Raw genomic sequence first — 21,590 nt, 5'->3', positions numbered from 1 at the left:
AAAGTTAAATAAGTAAATGGATTACTGAAAACATTTTGTGTTAAAATTACGCAAACTTAATTTCAAAATGCATTCCATTTTCTTCTAATGCTTTGTATTTGTTGTGGTCAAAGGTAAATAGTTGGGCGGGTCTACCGCTCCCATTTTTTTGTTTTTCATTAGATTTTTTTATAAATCCAAAGCTTAAAATCTTTTTTCTAAAATTTCTGCGATCTATTTCTTGTTCTAAAATAGTACTGTATAAGTGCTCTAAATCTGAAAAAGGAAATTTTTTCGGAAGCAAATCAAAACCAATAGGTTGGTAATGTACTTTTGCTTTTAGTCTTTTAAATGCAGTTTTTATTATCTGGTTATGGTCAAAAGGTAATGCGGGTATATTATTTATGTTTTGCCATTTTACATCTTGCGCATCTGTAGCAGCAGATAGTTTTAAATTATCAGGATTTACCAAAGCAAAATAAGAAACAGAAATTACGTGGTTTCTTTTATCACGCTCTATATCATCACCAAAAGTATAAAGTTGCTCTAAGTAATTAACAGTAATGCCTGCTTCTTCTTGTAACTCTCTGTGAACTGCTTTGGTTAAAGTTTCGCCATTTTGTACTAGACCACCAGGCAAAACCCACTCATCTTTATACATACCGTACTTTTGTTGTACTAGTAAAATATAAAGAGCGTTGTCTTGGTAGCCAAAAACAACAGCGTCTACAGCTATTTTTATATTCTGATTGTTTTGCATAATATGTGTACTATATACGCAAAAATACAGGTTTTATTATGTAAGAGGTAATTTTAACTTAAGTATAAGTCTACTAAGCCTTCTGGTGTAGTTATAGCTATTGTTTTGTTTTCGCGGTCTACATTGGTAATAATTTCGTCGTTAATAGGTATAAGTAGTTGCTTGTCTCCTTTTTGCACTTCAAAAAGTGCTTGTGATGTGGTGTCGTTAACACTGGTAATTTCTCCAATATCTCCGTGTACACTATCTAGTAGAGTAAAACCTATAACTTCGTGAAAGTAAAATTTGTTACCAGTTAATTTAGGTAACATTGTAAGTGGTAAGTAAAGTTTAGAGCCCATAATGCGGTCTGCATCAGACTCATTTAAAACTTCTTCAAACCTTATACGTAACAAACTAGACTTGTGTAGTCTACATTTATCAATAAAAAATGGAACCAGGTTATTTCCTAAAGAAATAAACACTGATTCCATATTTTCGTATAAATCGGGTTCATCCGCATCAACCTTAATTAACACTTCGCCCTTAAAACTATATTTTGAAACGATTTTACCTAAGTAGAAACAATCTTCCTTTTGCATATCGTTTTTTATATAAATTTATTCTTCTTCAGAAGCTGCTGCTGCATCTTCAGAATCTGTTGGTGCTTCTTCTGCTACAGGAGCTGCTGCCGCTGCTGCTTCAGCTGCACGTTTTTCGTTAACTGCTTTTTCTGCTTCAAATTTCTTTGCAGCTTCATCAGCTTTTGCTTTATCTAAACCTTCAACTTTACCAGCTACAGATTTTTCTTTTTCAGCAATCCAAGCATTGAATTTTTCTTCTGCTTGCTCTTCAGTTAATGCACCTTTACGTACACCACCTTGTAAATGATGCTTTAATAAAACACCTTTGTAAGATAAAATTCTTTTTGCAGTATCAGATGGTTGTGCACCGTTAGATAACCATTTTACAGAACTATCTACATCTAAATTAATTGTTGCAGGATTTGTGTTTGGGTTGTAAGTTCCTAATTTTTCAAGGTATTTACCATCTCTTTTAGCACGAGAATCTGCTGCTACTACCCAGTAGAAAGGTTTTCCTTTTTTACCGTGTCTTTGTAATCTAATTTTAACTGGCATATCACATTAAATTTGTAGGGTGCCCGACCCCTGTTATTAATTCTTTCGTTTGCTTTTGGCTTAAAAGCGGGTGCAAATATACACTTTCTGTTTAATTGACAATGCTTTGCGGTGCAAAAATAATGGTTTTGACTTAACATTTGTTAAGATTAGTAGTTAAACTTAGGCTAAACCGCTTTGTTTTTTTGTAATTGGCTGCTTATCTGTCTAATTTGGAGAGGAAAGATTGTTGAAAACCAGCAATGATAATTAATTTAAATGATAAGAGATATTATGAAGTATACAGAAAAAATTACAAAGAGATTAAATAGTTTGTTAGAGAAAACTTATGATGCCGAAAAGGGATATAAACTTGGTGCAGATAAGGTAGAAAATCCTTCTATTAAACGGTTTTTAGAATCTAAAGCAGAACAGCGTTACAATTTTGGACATCAACTTAAAGCAGAAATAATTGCATTTGGAGAGTTACCTGAAAAAAGCGGAAGTTTAAAAGGAGATTTACATAGAACTTGGATGAATTTAACCGCAACATTATCTGCTAATGAAGAAGAGCAGATTTTAGATGAAGTAGAACGCGGAGAAAAATCTTTTATAGAAGAGTATGATGAAATTTTAAAAGATAAAGATATGGTTTTAGCGCCATCTACAGAAAACCTGTTGCTTGCTCAGCGTAATAGCGTGCAATCTGCATTAAATACGGCAAAAGTATATCAGGAAATGGTTTCATAATTATCTTGTAGTTTGATTAATTGTTGAGGAAGCAGGACGAAAGTTCTGCTTTTTTTATGCAGTTAATAACTCTTGCTTAAATGCCTTTATAAAACGGAGGATTTTTGGTATTTTTATCCACTGCTTTTTTAAGACTACAAACAACACACTATGTACTTAATTTTTGATACTGAAACTACCGGATTACCTAAGCGTTGGGATGTTCCTTATACAGATACGGACAACTGGCCTAGGTGTATACAGATTGCATGGCAATTGCATGATGATATGGGTAATGTTATTGAGCATCAAGATTATTTGGTAAAACCAGACGGATTTAATATTCCGTATGATGCAGAAAAAATTCATGGTATATCTACTGCTTTAGCAGAACAAGACGGTATACCATTAGCAGAGGTTTTAGAAAAATTTAATGAGGCTTTAAATAAAACTAAGTTTGTAGTAGGACAAAATGTTGGGTTTGACCTTAACATTATGGGGGCAGAGTTTCATCGTCTTCAGGTAGAAAACCAATTGCAAGAGTTACCTGTTTTAGATACGTGTACAGAGCATACGGCAACTCTTTGTCAGATTCCTGGTGGTCGTGGAGGTAAATTTAAATTGCCAACATTAACAGAGTTACATCAGTTTTTATTTGGAGAGCCTTTTGGAGAAGCACACAACGCAACTGCCGATGTAGAGGCAACAACACGTTGTTTTTTAGAGCTTGTACGTAAGCAACAATATACGGTAGAACAGTTAGATGTAGAGCCAGATTATTTTAAAAATTTCTCAGAGGCCAATCCTCAGCCAATTAAACTTATTGGTCTAAAGCACATCAACCTAAAAAAGGCTTCTAAAAAAATAGCAGATGCCCTGTGGGCTAAAGATACTGGTGGTATAAGTAAAGAAGAAATTAAAGAGAATTTAGCAAATTTAGAGTCGGCTGAGTTTTCTCATTTACACAATCATACTCAGTTTTCTATACTGCAATCTACAATTAGTATTCCTGCTTTAATACAAGCTGCTGCAAAAAATAATATGCCAGCTGTAGCAATGACAGACCATGCTAATATGATGGGGGCTTTTCATTTTGTAAATGGTGTTCTTAATCATAACAAAGGAGTAAAATCTAGGAACGATGCTAATGAAATACGTTATGAGGCAACCCAAGAGGGACGCTTAGAAGAAGGAGAAGAACCTTTGCATGAATTTGTTCCAGAAAAGGAAATTACACCAATTATTGGTTGCGAGTTTCAGGTGTGTGAGGATCATACCAATAAATCTCAAAAAGACAATGGTTACCAAATAGTACTGCTTGCTAAAAATAAAAATGGATACCACAACTTAGCAAAAATGTCTTCTATTGCCTTTGTAGATGGTAAATATTACGTGCCTCGTATAGATAAAAAAGTTATAGAGCAGTACAAAGAAGATATCATTGTGCTAACGGGTAACTTGTATGGTGAGGTTCCAAATTTGGTCTTAAATGTTGGAGAAAAGCAAGCGGAAGAAGCATTGCTATGGTGGAAAGAGCAGTTTGGAGACGACTTGTATATGGAGATCATGCGTCACGGACAAGAAGATGAAGACCGTGTAAACCAAGTATTAATACAGTTTGCTAAAAAACACAATGTAAAATTGGTGGCAACCAATAATACGTATTATGTAGATAAAGAAAACGCTTATGCACACGATATACTCTTGTGTGTAAAAGATGGCGAAAAACAAGCTACACCAATTGGTCGTGGTCGTGGTTACCGTTACGGTTTACCAAATCAGGAATATTACTTTAAGTCTTCAGATGAAATGAAGGAACTTTTTAAAGATATTCCAGAAGCAATTACCAATATACAAGATGTTGTAGACAAAGTAGAAACTTTTACACTTGCCCGTGACGTACTGTTACCTGCTTTTGATATTCCAGAAGAGTTTTCTTTTGAAGAAGATAAGTTAGATGGTGGTAAACGTGGAGAGAATAAGTTTTTAAGACACCTAACTTATGAAGGTGCAAAAATAAGATATGGTGAAATTACACCAGAGATTGATGAGCGTTTAGATTTTGAGCTTAAAGTAATTGAAAAAACAGGATACCCAGGGTATTTCCTAATTGTAGAAGATTTTATTAGAGCCGCCCGTAAAATGGATGTATCTGTAGGGCCTGGTCGTGGTTCTGCCGCAGGTTCTGCCGTTGCTTACTGTTTGTGGATTACAAATTTAGATCCTATTAAGTACGATTTGCTTTTTGAGCGTTTCTTAAATCCAGATCGTGTATCTATGCCAGATATTGATATAGATTTTGATGATGAAGGGCGTGGTCGTGTAATGGATTATGTAATTGATAAGTATGGATCTAACCAAGTAGCACAGATTATTACCTATGGTACAATGGCTGCCAAATCTTCAATTAGAGATACAGCCCGTGCTTTAGACTTACCGTTAGGTGATGCAGACCGTATGGCAAAGCTTATACCTAATATGTCTAAGCTAAAAAAAATTATAGGGATTGATGAAAAAACACTAAAAAGTAAATTTAATAGTGAAGAGCTTGCTAAAATTAATGAGCTTATGGAAATTTCTGAGGGAGACGATTTAGAGTCTGAAACCTTAAATCAAGCTTATATATTAGAAGGGTCTGTGCGTAACACAGGTATACATGCTTGTGGTGTAATTATTACGCCAGATGATATTACCAAGTTTGTTCCTGTGGCTTTGGCAAAGGACTCAGAAATGTATTGTACTCAGTTTGATAACTCTGTTGTGGAGGATGCAGGCTTGTTAAAAATGGATTTCTTGGGGTTAAAAACATTAACCCTAATTAAGGACACCGTTAAAATTGTAAAAGCAAAACACGGTGTAGAGTTAGATCCAGAGAATTTTCCGTTAGATGATGAAAAAACATACGAGCTTTTCCAAAGAGGAGAAACGGTAGGTGTTTTCCAGTATGAATCTCCTGGGATGCAAAAACACATGCGATCACTAAAACCAACAGTGTTTGCAGATTTAATTGCCATGAACGCATTGTACCGTCCTGGTCCAATGGAATATATACCAAGTTTTATTGCGCGTAAACACGGTACAGAAGAAATTATATATGATTTAGATGCTACCGAGGAGTATTTAGCAGAAACTTATGGTATTACGGTTTACCAAGAGCAAGTGATGCTTTTGTCGCAAAAGTTAGCAGATTTTACCAAAGGTGAAGCCGATGTTTTGCGTAAAGCAATGGGTAAAAAGCAAAAGCACGTTCTAGATAAAATGAAGCCTAAGTTTATAGATCAGGCTTCTGCAAAAGGACATGCGGTAGACAAGTTAGAGAAAATTTGGAAAGATTGGGAAGCATTTGCTGCTTACGCCTTTAACAAGTCTCACTCTACATGTTACGCTTGGATTGCGTACCAAACAGCATATTGTAAAGCACATTACCCAGCAGAATATATGGCTGCAGTACTGTCTAACAATATGAATGATATAAAAACGGTTACCTTTTTTATGGAAGAGTGTAAGCGTATGGGCTTAGAAGTTTTAGGTCCAGATGTAAACGAATCTTACTACAAGTTTGCAGTTAACGATGCCGGAGCTGTACGTTTTGGTATGGGAGCTGTAAAAGGTGTTGGTCGTGGAGCTGTAGAAACAATTGTAGAAAATAGAAAAGAAGACGGACCATATAAATCTGTGTTTGATTTGGCAAAACGAATAGACTTGCGTGCAGCAAACAAAAGAGCTTTTGAGAACTTAACATATGCCGGTGGTTTTGATTCTTTTGGAGATGCGCACAGAGCACAATATTTACACGATGAAGGAGACGGAATTACGTTTTTAGAAAAGGTGATGAGATATGGCTCTAAATTTCAAGAAAGTCAAAACTCATCTCAAGTAAGTTTGTTTGGTGAGGCTAGTGATGTGCAAATTCCAGAACCTGTTGTACCACCTTGTGAGGAGTGGGGAACAATGGAAAAACTTAGAAAAGAAAAGGAAGTTGTAGGTATTTATATTTCTGGTCACCCTTTAGACGATTTTAAAGCAGAAATAAAATCGTTTTGTAACTCCGGTATCGCCGCTGTACATAATATGGAGCAATTTGTAAATAAAGAACTTGCCATAGCAGGTGTAATTACAGATGTACAGCATAGAGTGTCTAAAAACGGAAAAGGTTGGGCAATGTTTTCTATGGAAGACTATACAGATTCCTATGAGTTTAGAATTTTTGGAGAGGAATACTTAAAATTTCGTCACTTTTTAATGATTAGCTCTTTTGTGTACTTAAAAGTATTTATTAGAGAAGGTTGGACTAATAAAGATACAGGTAAAAAAGGAGATCCTAGACTACAGTTTAATAGTTTTATGCTGTTGCAAGATGTAATGGAGCAATACGCTAAAAAGCTAACCATAAAACTTAATATAGATACGCTTAAAGAACAAGATGTTTATAATTTAAAACAGACATTAAATTCTGATGATCAAGAAGGAAAACATCCTTTAAAATTTGAAGTTTATGAAATGGAAGAGCAAATTAAGGTAGATTTAGCTAGCCGTAAACAAAAGATAAATATTACAACTAAATTATTGGCAGACTTAGAGGCGCAAGACGTTATTTTTAAACTGAATTAAAAAGCGTTAAGAAATATTTAACAGTAGGGAATTTAAACGCTTAGTTGTTTAAAGGTTGATAAATGAATTTAACCTTAACACAATTAAAAATGAAACAATTACTTTTAAGTCTGATCTTAATTTTAGCTTTAACTTCTTGCCAGTCTGAGGAAGAGTTTGAAACTCCTGACGAACAAGCAGAAACCCCTCTGGTGGAAACAGAAGAAAATACAGAAGATGACACTAAAAATACTGATGACAAAACTAATGGAGATCAGGGTAGTGAAAATGAAGAGGACAACCAAGAGAATCAAAATAATGAAGAAAAAGGTATTACAGTTACACTACTAACAGATATTCTTTTAAAAAATACATGGAATATAGATAACTTAGTAGAGAAAAAAGGCCTTACTGCTTATATAGATAGGACTTCTAAATTATCAAGTTTTACCTTTGTTTTCAAAGACTCTGGTGAAGTTGTAGCAGAGGCAAATAATACCACTGTAAATGGCAACTGGACAATTAAGAGTAAAGAAAAAGATGGTTTAATTTTAATGTTAGATTTTGATACCAAACTAGCAGATTTTACAGTGTTAAATAGCAATTGGCCAATTGTATCATTATCTCACACAGGTATGGGGTATATATACGGAAAATTAGATGTTGCAGCCAATAAAGACAACAGAGTGTTTTTAAGTTTTGATAAAGTTTAATAAACTTAATAATCGAATAAAAAAAACCGCAAAAGGCACTAGATGTTTATTGTGGTTTTTTTTATTTGTAAGTATCTTGTTGTTTAACTTATATATTTTTCCTTGGCAACTTTTGTTGTTTTAAACTCTTGTAAGTCTATACTATATACTTCTTTTGAGGTCTTTATTTTGTAATTAAAACTATTAGAGCCACCAAGTATATACAACTTGCCATTTAAATAATGCATATTGGCATATTTTAAAGGGATATCTATTTTATACTCCTTTAAAAGATTTGTTTTAGTGTTGTAAGTAAGTATTTTTTTAGAGTTGAAAATATAAATAATGTTATTGTTGTAAGCTAGTGCAGGTTTTTCAATTCCGTTAAATAATGTTCCTTCTAACTCCCATTTTGCAGTTTCTAAATCGTAAGATTCAATGTTCTTTAATGGTCCGTTACGAAAACCTCCAATTAAAAAGACTTTGTTATTTGCTGCTATACCGTTAGCTTCTTTGTCTTTTAACATATTTGTTAATTGGTGCCAGTAACCTGTAGTGGTATTAAATATATAAGAATTGTTACGATACAATTTTTTTCCGTTGTCTAATAATTTGGTAGAACCTCCCATTATAATTATATTTTCTTGGTAGGTTACAGCAGTAAAATTTATAGCCTGGTGTGGGTATGCATCATCAATAACAATCTCATTTGTGGTTGTATTTAATATTTCAATTTTATTATTTAAATATTCTCTCTTTTTGTTTGGAGATATTGTTTTACCTCCAAAAATGTATAATTTATTATTGACAGCAACTGTTTTGTGAAATGCCTTTTTATCTAGTTTTTCCTTGGTAACTTCCCAAGAATTATTTTTAAAATCATATATCTGTATTTTGTTACTATAACCCTCCCAGGAGCCATTTAATTTTAAGTTTGAAACTAACTTAGACATAGTTTCAGAATTATCTATAGCTCTTTTTTCATTTTCTTCAATAAAAGATAAATCACCAGCAGTTACGTACAGCTTATCATTAATAATTGTAGATCCAAAGTTAGATACACCAAAAGGCATTTCTGCTAGTTTTTTATAGCCAATATTTCTTTTTAATTTTTTATTAGAAGAAACTATAATCTCTTTTAAGTTTTCTACTTTGGGTAAAAGAAAAACAACATAATTATTTTGTTTTAGTACCTCGGCAAATACTTCTTTTTTGTTGTAACCAATACTAGAAAAAATTAGTTTGGTAGTAGATTTTATTTTTGAGCTGTAATGTAATGCAAATTGCCCTTTACTGTTGGTGTATGTGCCTGTAGATTCACCTTTAATTGTTATACTTACATTTTCTATAGGTTTGTTGGTTTCCTTGTTTAAAACAGTTCCCTTTATGTTTTGTGCGTTTACCGCTATTGTAAACAAAAAAAATAAGAGTGTAAATTTCATAATTAAAAGGGATTGTTTTATGCTTAGTTAGCAATTAGTATGGCAGTTAAGTTTATTGCTTTTGTAGCCATAATCTAATTTCTTTTCGTAATGACGTTTCTGGCTTAGGTAACGGAATTGTTTTTCCAAACTGTTTACTTCTCTTAAATTTTGAAAATGTAATTTTAAGTTTTTTCCAATCCTCAGGGTATAACTCTAAGAACTTATTAAAAAAGCTCTGTTCGTCAATTTTTCCTTCTATTTTAGAAAGTACCTCTTTAAATTTTTCTTCTTTTTCAATAATCATTTTCTTGTAAAGGTTCAGGAGTTAATACAGCTAGTTGTAGTATGTGTTACATGGCCAAATATAAATATTTTACGTTTAATGTCCTGAAATTAAATTTTATGATTGGTATAATAAAAAAACTCTTTACATAATTGTTTACACAACCAGTTATTGTAAAAAAATTAATGCAACTAGTAGAAAAAAGAAACAGAGAAATAAACTTCTCTGTTTCTTTAATTTTTTATTTAAATACTACTTTTTTAGTAATTGTTTCTTCTCCTAATTTACCTTTAAGAATATAAATTCCTTTTAAACCATTAAAGTTCCAATACAGTTCATTTTTACCTATAACTGTTTTATTAGTAAGCCTTTTTATGAGTTGTCCTTTTAAATCATATAAGTCTAATGTTAAGTTTTTAGGTAGGTCTGTGTTGTAGCTAAAAGTTAATTCCCCGTTTGAAGATGGATTTGGATATACAGCCAGTTGATTTAATGTTGAGTTAGCGGCAAAAGACCTTGATGTATTTTTTTGACTGGCAGTAATATTAACTGTGTAGGTTTTACTTTGAGTACCATCATAATCTCCAATTTTAATAAAACTAGGAGAAAAGGTATAGTTAGGGTGTTCAAAAAAAAGTGCTCTATTGTCATTTGGTCTTGCAGGAAAAGAGTAAAATAAATTCCATTTTGCTCTTTCTCCTTTATACTCAATGTTTTTAATTTTTTTCCATTGACCATTTACATATTCGGCTAAATAAGTTGTCACATTTTTAATGTGAGAATTAGGGTTTCTAGAGTCAATAAATCTACCTCTAACTTCATTAAAAGTGTTTACTTCGTTAATCTGAGATATGGTAGATCTTCCATTAGATAAATTATAATAATCTATAGCAACCGAAGGTCTGTGCCCAAACTGAAACCAAGCAGTTACCGCTTTTTTGCTTACATCTTTGTTGGCTTCTCTAGATTTATTTTTGTCTGCGTTGTATGTTGGTGCGTCTCCTGCAAAATGGTTTACTGTAAGTATTGTTTTGTGGTCTATGCCTCTGTCTACCTTAAACTTATTGGTATCCCAAAGATGACTTACTTGCCCTGCTCTATACGGGTTTTGTACTGTATTTGTAAACTCGTATCTGTAAATATTACTATTGTAGTTGGTTTCACTAAAAATAACTAGTCTTTTATTAGAGTTAATCATTTCCTGAATTGTAGGGTAAGTATCTGAGCCAGAATTTGCAGGTCTACTAGCACTAACAAAAGTACTGTGGTTGTATATGTAGTTAGACATATTTTTGTAGCCACTTCTTCTTCCGTAAAAAATATCATCCATACCAGAAATCCCTAAGTTACGGCCGGCTTGTACGTGTAGTGTAATAATGTCTAACGGATGATTTTTTAACCAATCTTCAATAATGTTGTTAAAGTCTTTGGCATCCATCATACACATATTTGGTGATCCGTGTTTTAATCTTAATTCGCCATGAACATTGTGTATATCTACCATAAACTTTCTAATACCATCTTGTAGTTGGGCTTTAATACCTTTTCCTTGATTTCTTCCGCCTAAGCAGCCAAAAAAACCTTGTGGGCCATCTGTATTATTATTGTTTGCGTTGTGGGTAATAAGCCATGATATTTCATCATATCTGCGCTGTTTGTTCATTTGGTTTGCATCTTGTGCAGAAACACTTTGTAAACTGGTTAAAATAATGATACATATCATCATTTTTGTTTTAAGTAGGTTTTTCATTTTTTAAATTTTGGTTAAAAGTTGTTATTAATTTTAGCCAAAATTACTAGGCAAATACTTTAAGCAGATTAACTAATGGTTATTAGTAAATTAACAATCAGTTTTTTGCTTTTAGTACTGTGTAAAGAAGATAAAGTGTTTAGTTAAGAGAGAAAATAGTTGTTTTTTGTTATTTGACAGCTCTTTTTAAATAGGGTTTTAATTCTTTTTTTAGTCCTTCAATAATTTTGTTCAGTTCAGAATTATTAAAATTACAGTCTACAAAATAATCCTTTTCATCATCTGTATTCTGAGGCTTAGATTCCAAATCAAATTTTATGCGAATAGTATTAAAGTCCACACCAGTGTTTATTAGTTCAAAAGCCAAATTTGGCTCAATAAACTCCAAACATTTATATTTTGGCGTTTCGTTTTTATATATTTTTTTTAACCAATCTATAATTTCTAAAACTTCCTTTACTAACAGGGATGGATCTGTGTATTGCCAATTACCAAAATCACTTTTTATATTTAAGTAAATTAGAAGCCAATTAGAGTCATATTCACAATTGGTAATTTTAGGAAACTGATAATTTATTATCCTTAGTTCTACAGTTTGGTTGTTAGTTCCTTGAAATATCATTTAATATAGCCATTTGTATTCTGATGATTAGGAGGCCCTAAAATCATATAAATACTAAGTTATCGCATTAATTATATCTGGGTATTAACAGCAGTTGTTACTGATGTATTTTATTTTTGTTTCTCAATAAAATTATCAACCGAAGGACTCCACGTTCTATTGTATTTACCAACAGGCTTATAATCAATATAACGAACATCGCTTTCTGCATCTAAAGATTTTCCCAAAGAATTTAATGTTTTAGGGTCAGTATTTGGCCATTCTCCATTTTCAATTCGTTGTACCATTGTTTCAATTGCTGCCAACCATTCAGCTAAAGAAAAAGTACAATGTCCCCAACTATTAACGTAAGCTTGTCTAAAAAGCTTGGAATAGCCTTTTTCTTCAACCAACTCTCCATAACCTTGTGCCATACTAGGGTAAACTAAACCATCGCCAGTTGTGTTTATTCGTAATAGTGGTATTTTAGGTTCTCCTATATGTGTTCGTCCCGGGGAACTCCAGTAGTTTAATGCTTTTGCATCAGCTTTTATTCTAGGAGCTGCGTTTATTTTTATAAGTTCATCTTCCAGCTTTATATGTGCTTTTTTATATAATTTTTCAACAGCCTTTTTAAAATCAGGATTACCATTTTTGTAATACTCAGTATAATCAACTCCATCATTAAACCTTAGTTGCCCACCACCAGATTGCTCTAGCATACCTGTGCCAAAAGCTTTTTGGGATGGTAGTAATTTCATTAAGCACTTATACATGCTTTCTTGAAGTTCATCTGCATTGTTTACATCTGGTTGGGGAAAAGGTTCCATCCAAGCAGCTCCCCATGCAGGCCATTGACCAATGGTAAATGCTAAGGCTATACGTGCACGCCCCTCTGGTGTTTGTTGTGCTGCTTTAATAGCTTTTTGCCAACTTAACTCTATTTCTTCTATTCTTTTACCTTTTAAAGGAAGTCCAACAATAGGTAATTTTGGAGCAATTAGAGCTTGTAATACAAACAGGGCGTCCATATGTGTATTTGCCATCCAAGCACTTGTTGCGGCACAACCTGCAATTCCTCCGTCTATGCGGTCAGGATGAATTTCAGCCATAGCCAAAGTTATTGTACCACCACCAGAACAACCCAATTGTATTGTGTGTTTAGGCTTTCCAAATGTTTTTTCAAAAATATCAAGCACAGAAATAATGTCGTGGATTTCGTGAGCAGGGTCATAATTCGAAAATCTATCTGGACGGCGTTTAGTGCCTGATAATGCATATCCTTCTTCTAAAAGGTGAAGATTTCTTTCTGAATTGGCAGACTGTAAATAATCCAAATCGTTCAATAAAATCCCATTCCATGCTTCTGGAACTCTAATCATGTATTGTGTTCTACGAATTGGTATAGTGTCATTTACTTCTAAATAATTGGTTTCAGTTTTAACAACTACCGATGAGTTTTTTATCTCCGGTAGCTCCCATGTTTGCTCTGTCTTCTTTTCTTGGGAATATGAAATATGCGGTATGCTAAAAACTAGTATAGTCAATAAACCTAGTAGAATTAAGTTTTTATAGGTATGCTTTGTTTGCAAATTATTTATTGTTGAAAAATAGTTTGAAGTCATAATGTTTTATTTTCTTTATAATTACATTTGTTCACTAAATGTTTTATTTGCCTAACGCTAAAGTTTTGGCTATGAGTAAAATCCTGTAGAAATCTGGCAGGCTTTTAGCTTCTGATCAAGCAAATGTTTTTAATTTTTCTTATTCAAAGTCAAATCAAAATACTTGGCATACTTTATAAAAATACACTAAACTTTGGGTTAAAACCAAACTGCGTATTAACTTTAGCTAAAAATTAATGGGTTTTATTTTTTGTCATAAAAGACGAATTATAGGGGCTTGTATTTATTTTAAATATCCATACGGCAGCAACCATAATTATGGAGTAAATCAGAACCCAAATAGTCTGTTCTGAACGTCTTGTAATAAATCCGTTATCCACTAAGTAAAATGTGGTCCATACAGATGAAAAGCCATAAACGGATAATATGGTTTTCTTTATTAAGTGCGAAAATCTATTTTTTAATTTTCTTTTTATCAACCAAAAAACAGTCATTGCAGGTGTTGATAAAAGAAAGCCAATAATAATCATTACAAATATTATTTCGTAAGAATTTAATATACTAGTGGTGTTAGTATCATATAATATGAAGCCAAAAATGAATGCTATTAGTAATGGAGAAGTAATTATGGTAAAAAGCCATACTTTGATAGTGTATTTCATTTTTTTTATGAGTATTAATGCGTTTTTATGTAGTAATTTACGTTGCTTAGATCTCTAATTTAATAAATAAACTAATAAAGACTTGTGTAACTGTTGCTGGGTCTACAGTTGTTTACATCATTTTAAACTTTACTTATCTAAATAAGTTAAAAACCAGTTGCAAAAACACGCTTCAAAGTAACTTCCCATTTGGCGATGGATATAAATAATTGGTATTAAAAATAACAGTAAATTTGTTTAAAACCGATTAAAACAAATGTCTGTAATCTTTATGAAAAACAAAATTCTATTAGCTTTAATTTTTATTATCACTTCTTGTACTTTTATGAATGCACAAACTAAATTCAAGCAAGAAATAATTTTTAAAGAATTGAAAATCTCAGAAAATTATAAAACCTCAGATAATGTATTAATTCAATATATAGGGGATGGAAGCTTTTCTAATTATTTTTATTCTGATATTACAAAAAGGCTAAAAAAATCATATAAGAACTCTATTACAAAGATAAAATTTAAAAAAAAATTTAATAAGAAGGAGCCTTTTCCTGAAAGTGATTCTTCTAAATCTTTAGAAGAGTTTGGTATAATTGTGTATATGTCGGTATCCAATTTTAAAACACTTTCTGAAAACGAAGGTTACAATCGTCAATTAGTTTATGATTTAAATTTAGATATACGGAATAATGAGACAAAAGAAATTGAAGTTATATCTACAATTCAAATTCATTGCTTACATGATATTAATAGCGTAAATAAAGAATTAATTGAGGTTATTGAGGATATGATTTCTGGAAGAGCTAAAGAGAAATATGTAGAAATGTAAATTTTTAAATTACTATTATTAATATTAAAAAGCCCACATGTTTTATTTAAAATATGTGGGCTTTTTAATGTTTCTATTAAACCTTAGAACAGGAAAATTAGTTTTTATACTCTTTCATATCAGAATCTGCTAAAAAGTCCTTAATTCTGTACATTTTATTTATAATAGTACTGTTTTGAGAAATTGTAATCTCATCTTTTAATGGCTCGGTTACTTTATAGTGTATATTACCATGTGGTATAACAACATCTGTGTAGATTTTAAAGTTACCCGTGTATTTATCTCCTGCTATTTCTACCTCTACAGGCTCAGGTAGTTTAGTTGGAGTGTTAGGGCTAATAGCGTACTCTATAGCACATTCAATATATGTAGAGTTTGTACAGTTTATAAATGAAACTCCATTAATCTCTATTTCTACTTCTTTACCGTCAGTTCCTTTAAATTTTTGTTTTCCACTTGTGCCATCAGGAACTCTTTTTAATTCACCTGGTGCTATATCGTATTTTTTTCCATCAATTTCAACCGAAATTGGTTCATCTGTTGGGTTGTCTAACCAAAGAAGTTCTCCTCCCGAACCACAAGAAGTAAATAAAAGACTAATAAATGCTGTGAATACTAGAATCTGTTTTTTCATAATTTTTTTTATATATAACTGTTAACTTTTGTTTTTTTTAATTATTGTTATTGTCCCGTACAAGAATAGGTTTCATTTAGCATCTAATTTATTAAGTAGATACAGTCGTAGTCTAATCTGCGGCAATTGCGTTTATACATAGTATTTTTTATCCCGCTCCTTCAATTTTTTTAAATTTATAAGTGCAATTGGTTTCTATGTTATACACCAACATAATTGATTGTTCAGAGGCGTGTATAACCTCTCCATATTCATAAACCAACGAACAATTATTTATTTGAATGCTGAAGGTATTAGTATTTATATCAAAAATTAAAAATAATTCATCTTCACAATCGTCCTTAGCTATGTAATCTAAATCCCAATTTCTATGAAGTTTATAGGTTTTAGAATAAGTATCATCTTCAGACTTCACTAATTCATCTATATTTATATTTTTCACAAAATCTTTGAGCTCTTTTTTAAATACACTGTAGGCACCTAAATAATTAAGAGCACCGTACTCAAATTCTAATGCTATTTTTTCTACAATAGCTTCTCTGCAGTCTAAATATTCTCCATAATAGTATTCTGGATAATTATCTTCTTCAAATTCTTTACCTATGTTATCTAAATAGAAGTAAAGCTGTTGATTAAATAAATCAGGAGTTATTATTTTTGTGTTATGAACTCCTCTTTTGGTGGTAGTATTAAAATTTTCTGGGTCTGAAATAGTTGATGCATTTGTAGTTACCTCGTAACTGCCTTTTATTAAGTCATATTTTTTAGCTGTATGTCCATACATAATTCGGTTGGATGAAGTATAAGTAGTTAATTGAAGATTTTTAATTTTTGGATTATACTTTAAATCAAAACTATATATAAAATGCCCAGAACCTTCATTAAGAATTTCCATTGTCAATATATCACCTTTTAACTCTATGTGTGGATGTGCACCATCAAATTCATCACCGCTTATTAATGCTATTTTTTGATAATTTGATTTTGTGCTTAAATAAATTAAAATTAGTTCACTGCTACCATCTTTATTTTTTACTGACTGAATAGTGTCAGTTATACCATCTTTATCAATATCACCTGTAACCTTATCTATAGCTTCATATCCTTTAGGTATATCAAAAGGCATTAGGTTGGCTTCGGCAATCTTAAAGGTTTCAATGTTCTTTTTTTCAATAGAATCTAAAACTATTTCTGCATCTTTATTGGGTTTATACCAATCTTTTTTCTGGAAGTAATTATTTAAAACAGAGTCTTTAAAAACATAACCTTTTTTTGCAAATATTTCGTTTCTTAAAAAACGTAGTTCTTCGTAGGTTTTGCCTTTTAATTCTTTCGGGGTATAAACTTTCTCAGATGATACTACATCCGTATTGTGGATTATGGTATTAACCTTTTTTTTATTTTCACAAGAAACTAAAAGAGAGAATATAAAATATATAATTAAAGTTTTTTTCATATAGTAGTTAAAGGTTCAGTCTATGTAAAGTTGCACTGAATGTAAACTTTTACTTTTCGGGTTTAATACCAGCCAAATTTCTAATACTCCAAATCTTAGAATTATTTAATACTAATGGTAACACCAAACTATATTCGTTAGCTTTTAATTTATATTTAGTGTCAAAAAATGACATTTTATTTTTTTTCTCAATACGCTATTATAGCTAATTATTCTTCTTATAATTTTCTATTATATTTTCAATAAACTTTTCTTTGTTACCTCTTAACATTTTCAACTCTTCACCTGCATATAAATCAGAATGAAATTCTCGTAGATTAGCATCACTCCAAATAGATAGTTCTACAATTAATGGTGTAAGTGCAATTCCTTTTTCGGTTAAAGTATAGATGTTTGTTTTTTTGTTTTCAGGAAGTTTTCCTTTAACTATAATTTTAAATTCTTCTAACATTTTTAATCTCGAAGACAAAATATTTGTTGCTATAGCTTCTTCGCTCTCAATAAAATCTTTAAATGTTTTCTTCTTTTCGGTCAACATTTGCTTAATAATTACTAAAGACCATTTATCTCCAATAATATCAATAGCGCTTGTAATAGGGCAGTTGCATCTAAATTTATGTTCCATTTTTAATGTGGTATTATCATACTAATAATTCTGTAAAAATACGTTTAATTACTTATTACTTGCAAAATAAAAGTAAAATAGTATCTTTGCTTGCAATTAGCAAGTAATATTTTGATGTAAATAAAATATAATAAAATGAAAAAAGTATTAGTAACAGGAGTTTCAGGGTATGTTGGTCTGCACGCAGCAGTGGAATTACTAAAAAACGGATATGCAGTAAAAGGTTCTGTTAGGAACTTATCTAAAACAGATGAATTAATAAGATTAATTAAAAAAGAAGTTGAACCCAATGGTAATTTAGAGTTTTGTGAACTTAACCTTTTAAAAGATGAAGGCTGGATGGAAGCAATGGAAGATTGTGACTATGTTTTACATATTGCCTCTCCTTATGTGGCAAGTGAGCCTAAAGATGAAAACGAAATTATAAAACCTGCTATTGACGGTACACAACGTGCTTTAAATTTTGCTAAAAGCGCAGGTGTAAAACGCGTGGTTTTAACTTCTTCTATGGTAGCAATGTTTGGTGATGCAAATAAGTCATTAAACATAGAGCAAGATACTTGGACTAATCCAAATGCTAAAAATATGTCTGCCTATGTAAAAAGTAAAACACTTGCAGAAAAGAGTGCCTGGGATTTTATAGAAACTCAAAAAGGTGATAATAAGTTGGAATTGGTTGTTATTAATCCAGGTCCAATTTGGGGACCAACCTTGTCAGATAAACTCTCTGGAGAATCAATGAATATTGTTAAGGATATGATTACTGGTAAAATGCCAATGCTTGCCAAAGTACGTATGAATATGTCTGATGTAAGAGATATTGCCAGTATACACGTTAAGGCTTTAGAAAATGAGAAGGCAAACGGACAACGATTTGTTGTTGCAACCGAAAATCCATATTCGTTTAAAGAAATGGCTCAAATTCTAAAATCAAATGGAAACGATAAAGTAAGCACTTTAGAAGGTCCAAATTTCTTATTAAAATTTATGTCTAATTTTAATAGCGATTTAAAAGGTATGAAACCTTTTATTGGGAACACCTATAACGCAGATGTTAGCAAAACAAAAGAAGTGTTTAATTGGAAGCCAATTTCTTTTGAAAAATCTGTTCTAGACACAGTTAAATCTGTAAAACAACGGTTAAATTAACAGGTAATTTTTAAGAATCACTCGAGTTTTAATTAAAGTTCGAGTGGTTTTTAATTAGGTATAAACGGTTTTGTGTATGAAACGTATCGTGTAAAAAGGCACTAACTTTTCAGATTAAACACGAGCCGAATTTTTATGTTTTCATTTTTTAGCCATATTAAATGACTTTTATTTTACTGTAGAATTACATGTTATTTGATATGTTTCCTTACCAACATAAAGAAACCAATAACAATAAGTATAGCAGAAACATAATTCCGAATAATGTATAAGATAGGGCTTCTTAAATCTAAAAAGACATTAAGGAAAATACACACAACAAATAATCCAAGACCAGTATTTAATAAAATACTAGATAACGAACGCTTTGTTTTTACTAGTAAGTCTAAAGACAAGCCCCAAATAATAAGAACCATAATAAAATGAAATTTAGACATAATGAGTTTTAATTTAAATATTTTTTTACTTAACTAGAATTCGTATCGCAATAAATGATAACGCGTTTGTATCAGATTAGTTGCGTGTTTTAAGCAACTAATTTAGTATATAATTACCGAGTAAAAAAGTCAGAAAGGACTTTCGTAAGTAGGCTAGAACAAGCAATTACTTATAGCCATTGTTGTGCATTGTTATTTATTCAATACTTCTTTTATTTTATCTAAATCAACTTGTGGGTTTCCAATAAATAAAACTTGATTTTCGTTATTCAATATAACTAACCTTGGGTAAGTTCCTTTATTATTAAAAACTTTCAGTAGCTTTTCAGTCGCATAACCGTGAGACCAATTCATTTCTTTTTTCTCAATCATTTTTTTTAACTTACTTATATTTCTATCATCGGCGTTGATTGAGAAAATTGATAGATTATCTTCATAAGTTTTTTTTAACTCTTTAATTTTTTCATTTGCAAGTAAGCAAGGTACGCACCAAGTTCCCCAAAACTCTACAATTGTATATTTCTTTTGTTTAGTAATATCATAAAGTTTAATAAGGTCATTTTCGAATACATTTCTGAATGCAAAATTGTCAACTTGATTTCCAACTTTTATTGATTTGTCAGATAATTTTTGGTTTTCATCAATAGGACTATATTTTGTTTTAATATCAACTATTAAATGTTTTCCCAAAATATTTTTGAAATTAGATATATTTATTTTGTTAATTGACTGAGCCTCAAAATCTATATTTCCGCCTCCATTTAAATGTTTAGTTCTTTTTAGTACTAAAAACCCATTAATAATTAAGTCTGGGTATTCTAATTCTGAATTTTCTAATTTTACTTTTGAAATCCAAATTTTATTCCAGCCATTTTTAGATTTTGAAATCCACGCTTCACATTCCTCTCCTATTATTTTTTGGTCTTCAGTAGAAATTCTTTCGTAATTATTGATTTTACGATATTTTGATGTAATATATGGGTTATTCCATTTAGTTTTTTTTCCAGAGTTTAAATCAAGTCTATCGTTTATATTTGAATTTCTAATAAACATTGTTTTTGAAGGACCAATTTTTTTCGGAAACTGTTCAACCAATATGGTGTCCTTATTTATTATTACAATTTCCTTTTCGGCTGTAAGAATACGCTCTGAAATTTCACTATCCATTTTGCTGTAAAATTTAGAATACTTGAGGCTATCTTTTATGTTGTCAAAATAAAGTTTTCCACTGAATTCAATTTCAAAAGCCGAATTGTTTTGAGCGTAAATAAAACAACTTAATAGTAAAAATGTTATAGTTTGAATTTTCTTTATAATGTTTTTCATAATGATGCACAACGTCTCGGCTATGGTTAGTACGGAAATTAAAAGTAATTAATTTTCGATTAAGCACTTAGCCAAAACTTTTTATTTTGTTTTAAAGCCAAAAAAGACCATTTCGCTGTCGCGTAATATTCCATTTGGCGGACTTAGTAAATAAACAACAGCTTTTGGATTAAGTGCTAATCACCCAATTTGCTATATATAGTGTTAGCAAATGTTATTTATTTGAGCTCATAATTTCTTTAATTATTTGTGCAGCATAATTATCAAACTTCTTTTTAATTCTTTTTTCTTCACTCATTAAGTCCTTTTTAGAAACTAAACTGTCGTAATTTAGATTAATCACTTTTTTTAAAAGTTTATTATTATTAAAATAAAAATGATTTTCAGTTATTGAATCATTAGAAATGGTTTCCTTTTCTATTACTAGTTTTAAATTGCTGTCCTTTAAATAGAATTCGGAAATTTTTACTAAGCCTTTTAAGTTTTTAGTAACTTCCATTTTTCTAAGTTGCCCATTAAGTAAAAAAGCGGTTATATTTTCATTTGGGTCAATTTGACCCTTAATTTTATATATCTGATTTGAATTCCATTTGACAGAACTGATATTCTCATATTCAGATATTATACTTATTATTTCTGATTCAGCCTTTTCTTTATAGGATATGCTTTTTATTTCTGGTTTTATCTCACTAATTACAGGGGCTATCTTTTTTTGATTATTTTCATTTTTACAAGAAATGAAAAGAATTGAAAAAGTCAGAATGAATAATATTTTGTTTTTCATTTTTTTATATTAATTATTTTTTTGTTCTTTTTTATATTTGCTAACGGTTAGTATCTGGTTAGTTGCGTGTTTTAAGTAACTAATTTAGTATATAATTACTGAGTAAAAAAGTCAGAAAGGACTTTCGTAAATAGGCTAGAACTAGCAATTAATTTTATGAGTTG

General features: G+C 31.0%; 18 protein-coding genes. 5 read left to right on the top strand and 13 right to left on the bottom strand.

The features are described 5' to 3' along the window. Nucleotides 1-46: 46 nt before the first annotated feature. The 3 genes from Q4487_RS08030 to Q4487_RS08020 are packed head-to-tail and all read right to left on the bottom strand — an operon-like array spanning nt 47 to nt 1,857. Nucleotides 47-739, bottom strand: a complete 693-nt coding sequence (locus tag Q4487_RS08030) for an NUDIX domain-containing protein (protein ID WP_303540246.1) — start codon at nt 737-739, stop codon at nt 47-49. A 53-nt stretch (nt 740-792) separates the two neighbouring features. Beyond that, nucleotides 793-1,320: a ribosome maturation factor RimM gene (gene rimM, locus Q4487_RS08025; RefSeq protein ID WP_303540248.1), complete on the bottom strand. Its 528-nt coding sequence runs from the start codon at nt 1,318-1,320 to the stop codon at nt 793-795. 18 nt (nt 1,321-1,338) lie between these two features. Continuing rightward, complete coding sequence (locus tag Q4487_RS08020; protein ID WP_303540250.1) at nt 1,339-1,857, bottom strand: 30S ribosomal protein S16; 519 nt, start codon at nt 1,855-1,857, stop codon at nt 1,339-1,341. A 273-nt stretch (nt 1,858-2,130) separates the two neighbouring features. Between Q4487_RS08020 and Q4487_RS08015 the strand changes: the two genes are divergently transcribed. From Q4487_RS08015 to Q4487_RS08005, 3 genes are all read left to right on the top strand, one after another. Next, nucleotides 2,131-2,586, top strand: coding sequence for a PA2169 family four-helix-bundle protein (locus Q4487_RS08015; protein WP_303571881.1), 456 nt, complete (start codon nt 2,131-2,133; stop codon nt 2,584-2,586). A gap of 150 nt (nt 2,587-2,736) precedes the next feature. Next, nucleotides 2,737-7,176 carry a DNA polymerase III subunit alpha gene (dnaE, locus tag Q4487_RS08010; RefSeq protein ID WP_303540253.1) on the top strand — a complete coding sequence of 1,480 codons (4,440 nt, stop codon included), beginning with the start codon at nt 2,737-2,739 and terminating at the stop codon, nt 7,174-7,176. Nucleotides 7,177-7,265: 89 nt separating this feature from the next. After that, nucleotides 7,266-7,868, top strand: coding sequence for a hypothetical protein (locus tag Q4487_RS08005; protein WP_303540255.1), 603 nt, complete (start codon nt 7,266-7,268; stop codon nt 7,866-7,868). An 83-nt stretch (nt 7,869-7,951) separates the two neighbouring features. Here the strand turns inward: Q4487_RS08005 and Q4487_RS08000 are convergent, their stop codons facing one another. From Q4487_RS08000 to Q4487_RS07980, 5 genes are all read right to left on the bottom strand, one after another. After that, nucleotides 7,952-9,289, bottom strand: a complete 1,338-nt coding sequence (locus Q4487_RS08000) for a carboxypeptidase-like regulatory domain-containing protein (RefSeq protein ID WP_303540257.1) — start codon at nt 9,287-9,289, stop codon at nt 7,952-7,954. A gap of 52 nt (nt 9,290-9,341) precedes the next feature. Further along, on the bottom strand, nt 9,342-9,575 hold the full coding sequence (locus tag Q4487_RS07995; RefSeq protein ID WP_100894043.1) for a hypothetical protein: 234 nt from the start codon (nt 9,573-9,575) through the stop codon (nt 9,342-9,344). A gap of 220 nt (nt 9,576-9,795) precedes the next feature. Continuing rightward, on the bottom strand, nt 9,796-11,304 hold the full coding sequence (locus Q4487_RS07990; protein ID WP_303540260.1) for a T9SS type A sorting domain-containing protein: 1,509 nt from the start codon (nt 11,302-11,304) through the stop codon (nt 9,796-9,798). Nucleotides 11,305-11,473: 169 nt separating this feature from the next. Continuing rightward, on the bottom strand, nt 11,474-11,926 hold the full coding sequence (locus Q4487_RS07985) for a hypothetical protein (protein ID WP_303540262.1): 453 nt from the start codon (nt 11,924-11,926) through the stop codon (nt 11,474-11,476). Nucleotides 11,927-12,036: 110 nt separating this feature from the next. Next, nucleotides 12,037-13,530, bottom strand: coding sequence for a hypothetical protein (locus Q4487_RS07980; protein ID WP_303540264.1), 1,494 nt, complete (start codon nt 13,528-13,530; stop codon nt 12,037-12,039). Nucleotides 13,531-14,463: 933 nt separating this feature from the next. Between Q4487_RS07980 and Q4487_RS07975 the strand changes: the two genes are divergently transcribed. Continuing rightward, nucleotides 14,464-15,015: a hypothetical protein gene (locus Q4487_RS07975; RefSeq protein ID WP_303540266.1), complete on the top strand. Its 552-nt coding sequence runs from the start codon at nt 14,464-14,466 to the stop codon at nt 15,013-15,015. A gap of 97 nt (nt 15,016-15,112) precedes the next feature. On the opposite strand, the gene Q4487_RS07970 is transcribed toward Q4487_RS07975, so the two are convergent. The 3 genes from Q4487_RS07970 to Q4487_RS07960 form a co-directional block, all read right to left on the bottom strand. Further along, entirely contained in the window at nt 15,113-15,649 is a 537-nt protein-coding gene (locus Q4487_RS07970; RefSeq protein ID WP_303540268.1) for a hypothetical protein, read from the bottom strand. 148 nt (nt 15,650-15,797) lie between these two features. Further along, nucleotides 15,798-17,105 carry a YARHG domain-containing protein gene (locus Q4487_RS07965; RefSeq protein WP_303540271.1) on the bottom strand — a complete coding sequence of 436 codons (1,308 nt, stop codon included), beginning with the start codon at nt 17,103-17,105 and terminating at the stop codon, nt 15,798-15,800. 205 nt (nt 17,106-17,310) lie between these two features. Next, nucleotides 17,311-17,730, bottom strand: a complete 420-nt coding sequence (locus tag Q4487_RS07960) for a helix-turn-helix domain-containing protein (RefSeq protein WP_303540273.1) — start codon at nt 17,728-17,730, stop codon at nt 17,311-17,313. A gap of 135 nt (nt 17,731-17,865) precedes the next feature. Here Q4487_RS07960 and Q4487_RS07955 point away from each other — a divergent pair, with 135 nt between their 5' ends. Beyond that, nucleotides 17,866-18,879, top strand: coding sequence for an NAD-dependent epimerase/dehydratase family protein (locus Q4487_RS07955; RefSeq protein ID WP_303540275.1), 1,014 nt, complete (start codon nt 17,866-17,868; stop codon nt 18,877-18,879). A gap of 629 nt (nt 18,880-19,508) precedes the next feature. On the opposite strand, the gene Q4487_RS07950 is transcribed toward Q4487_RS07955, so the two are convergent. After that, a complete protein-coding gene (locus Q4487_RS07950) occupies nt 19,509-20,642 on the bottom strand; it encodes a TlpA disulfide reductase family protein (RefSeq protein ID WP_303540277.1) in 1,134 nt (377 codons plus the stop codon). Nucleotides 20,643-20,856: 214 nt separating this feature from the next. Continuing rightward, the gene (locus Q4487_RS07945) at nt 20,857-21,426 is read right to left on the bottom strand and encodes a hypothetical protein (protein ID WP_303540279.1); all 570 of its coding nucleotides are present in this window, start codon (nt 21,424-21,426) and stop codon (nt 20,857-20,859) included. Nucleotides 21,427-21,590 lie beyond the last annotated feature (164 nt).

The sequence above is a fragment of the Cellulophaga sp. 3_MG-2023 genome, from assembly GCF_030546975.1.
Taxonomy (GTDB): domain Bacteria; phylum Bacteroidota; class Bacteroidia; order Flavobacteriales; family Flavobacteriaceae; genus Cellulophaga.
The sequence above is the reverse complement of the archived record's forward strand: the minus strand, read 5'-3'. Positions and strand labels throughout refer to the sequence as shown.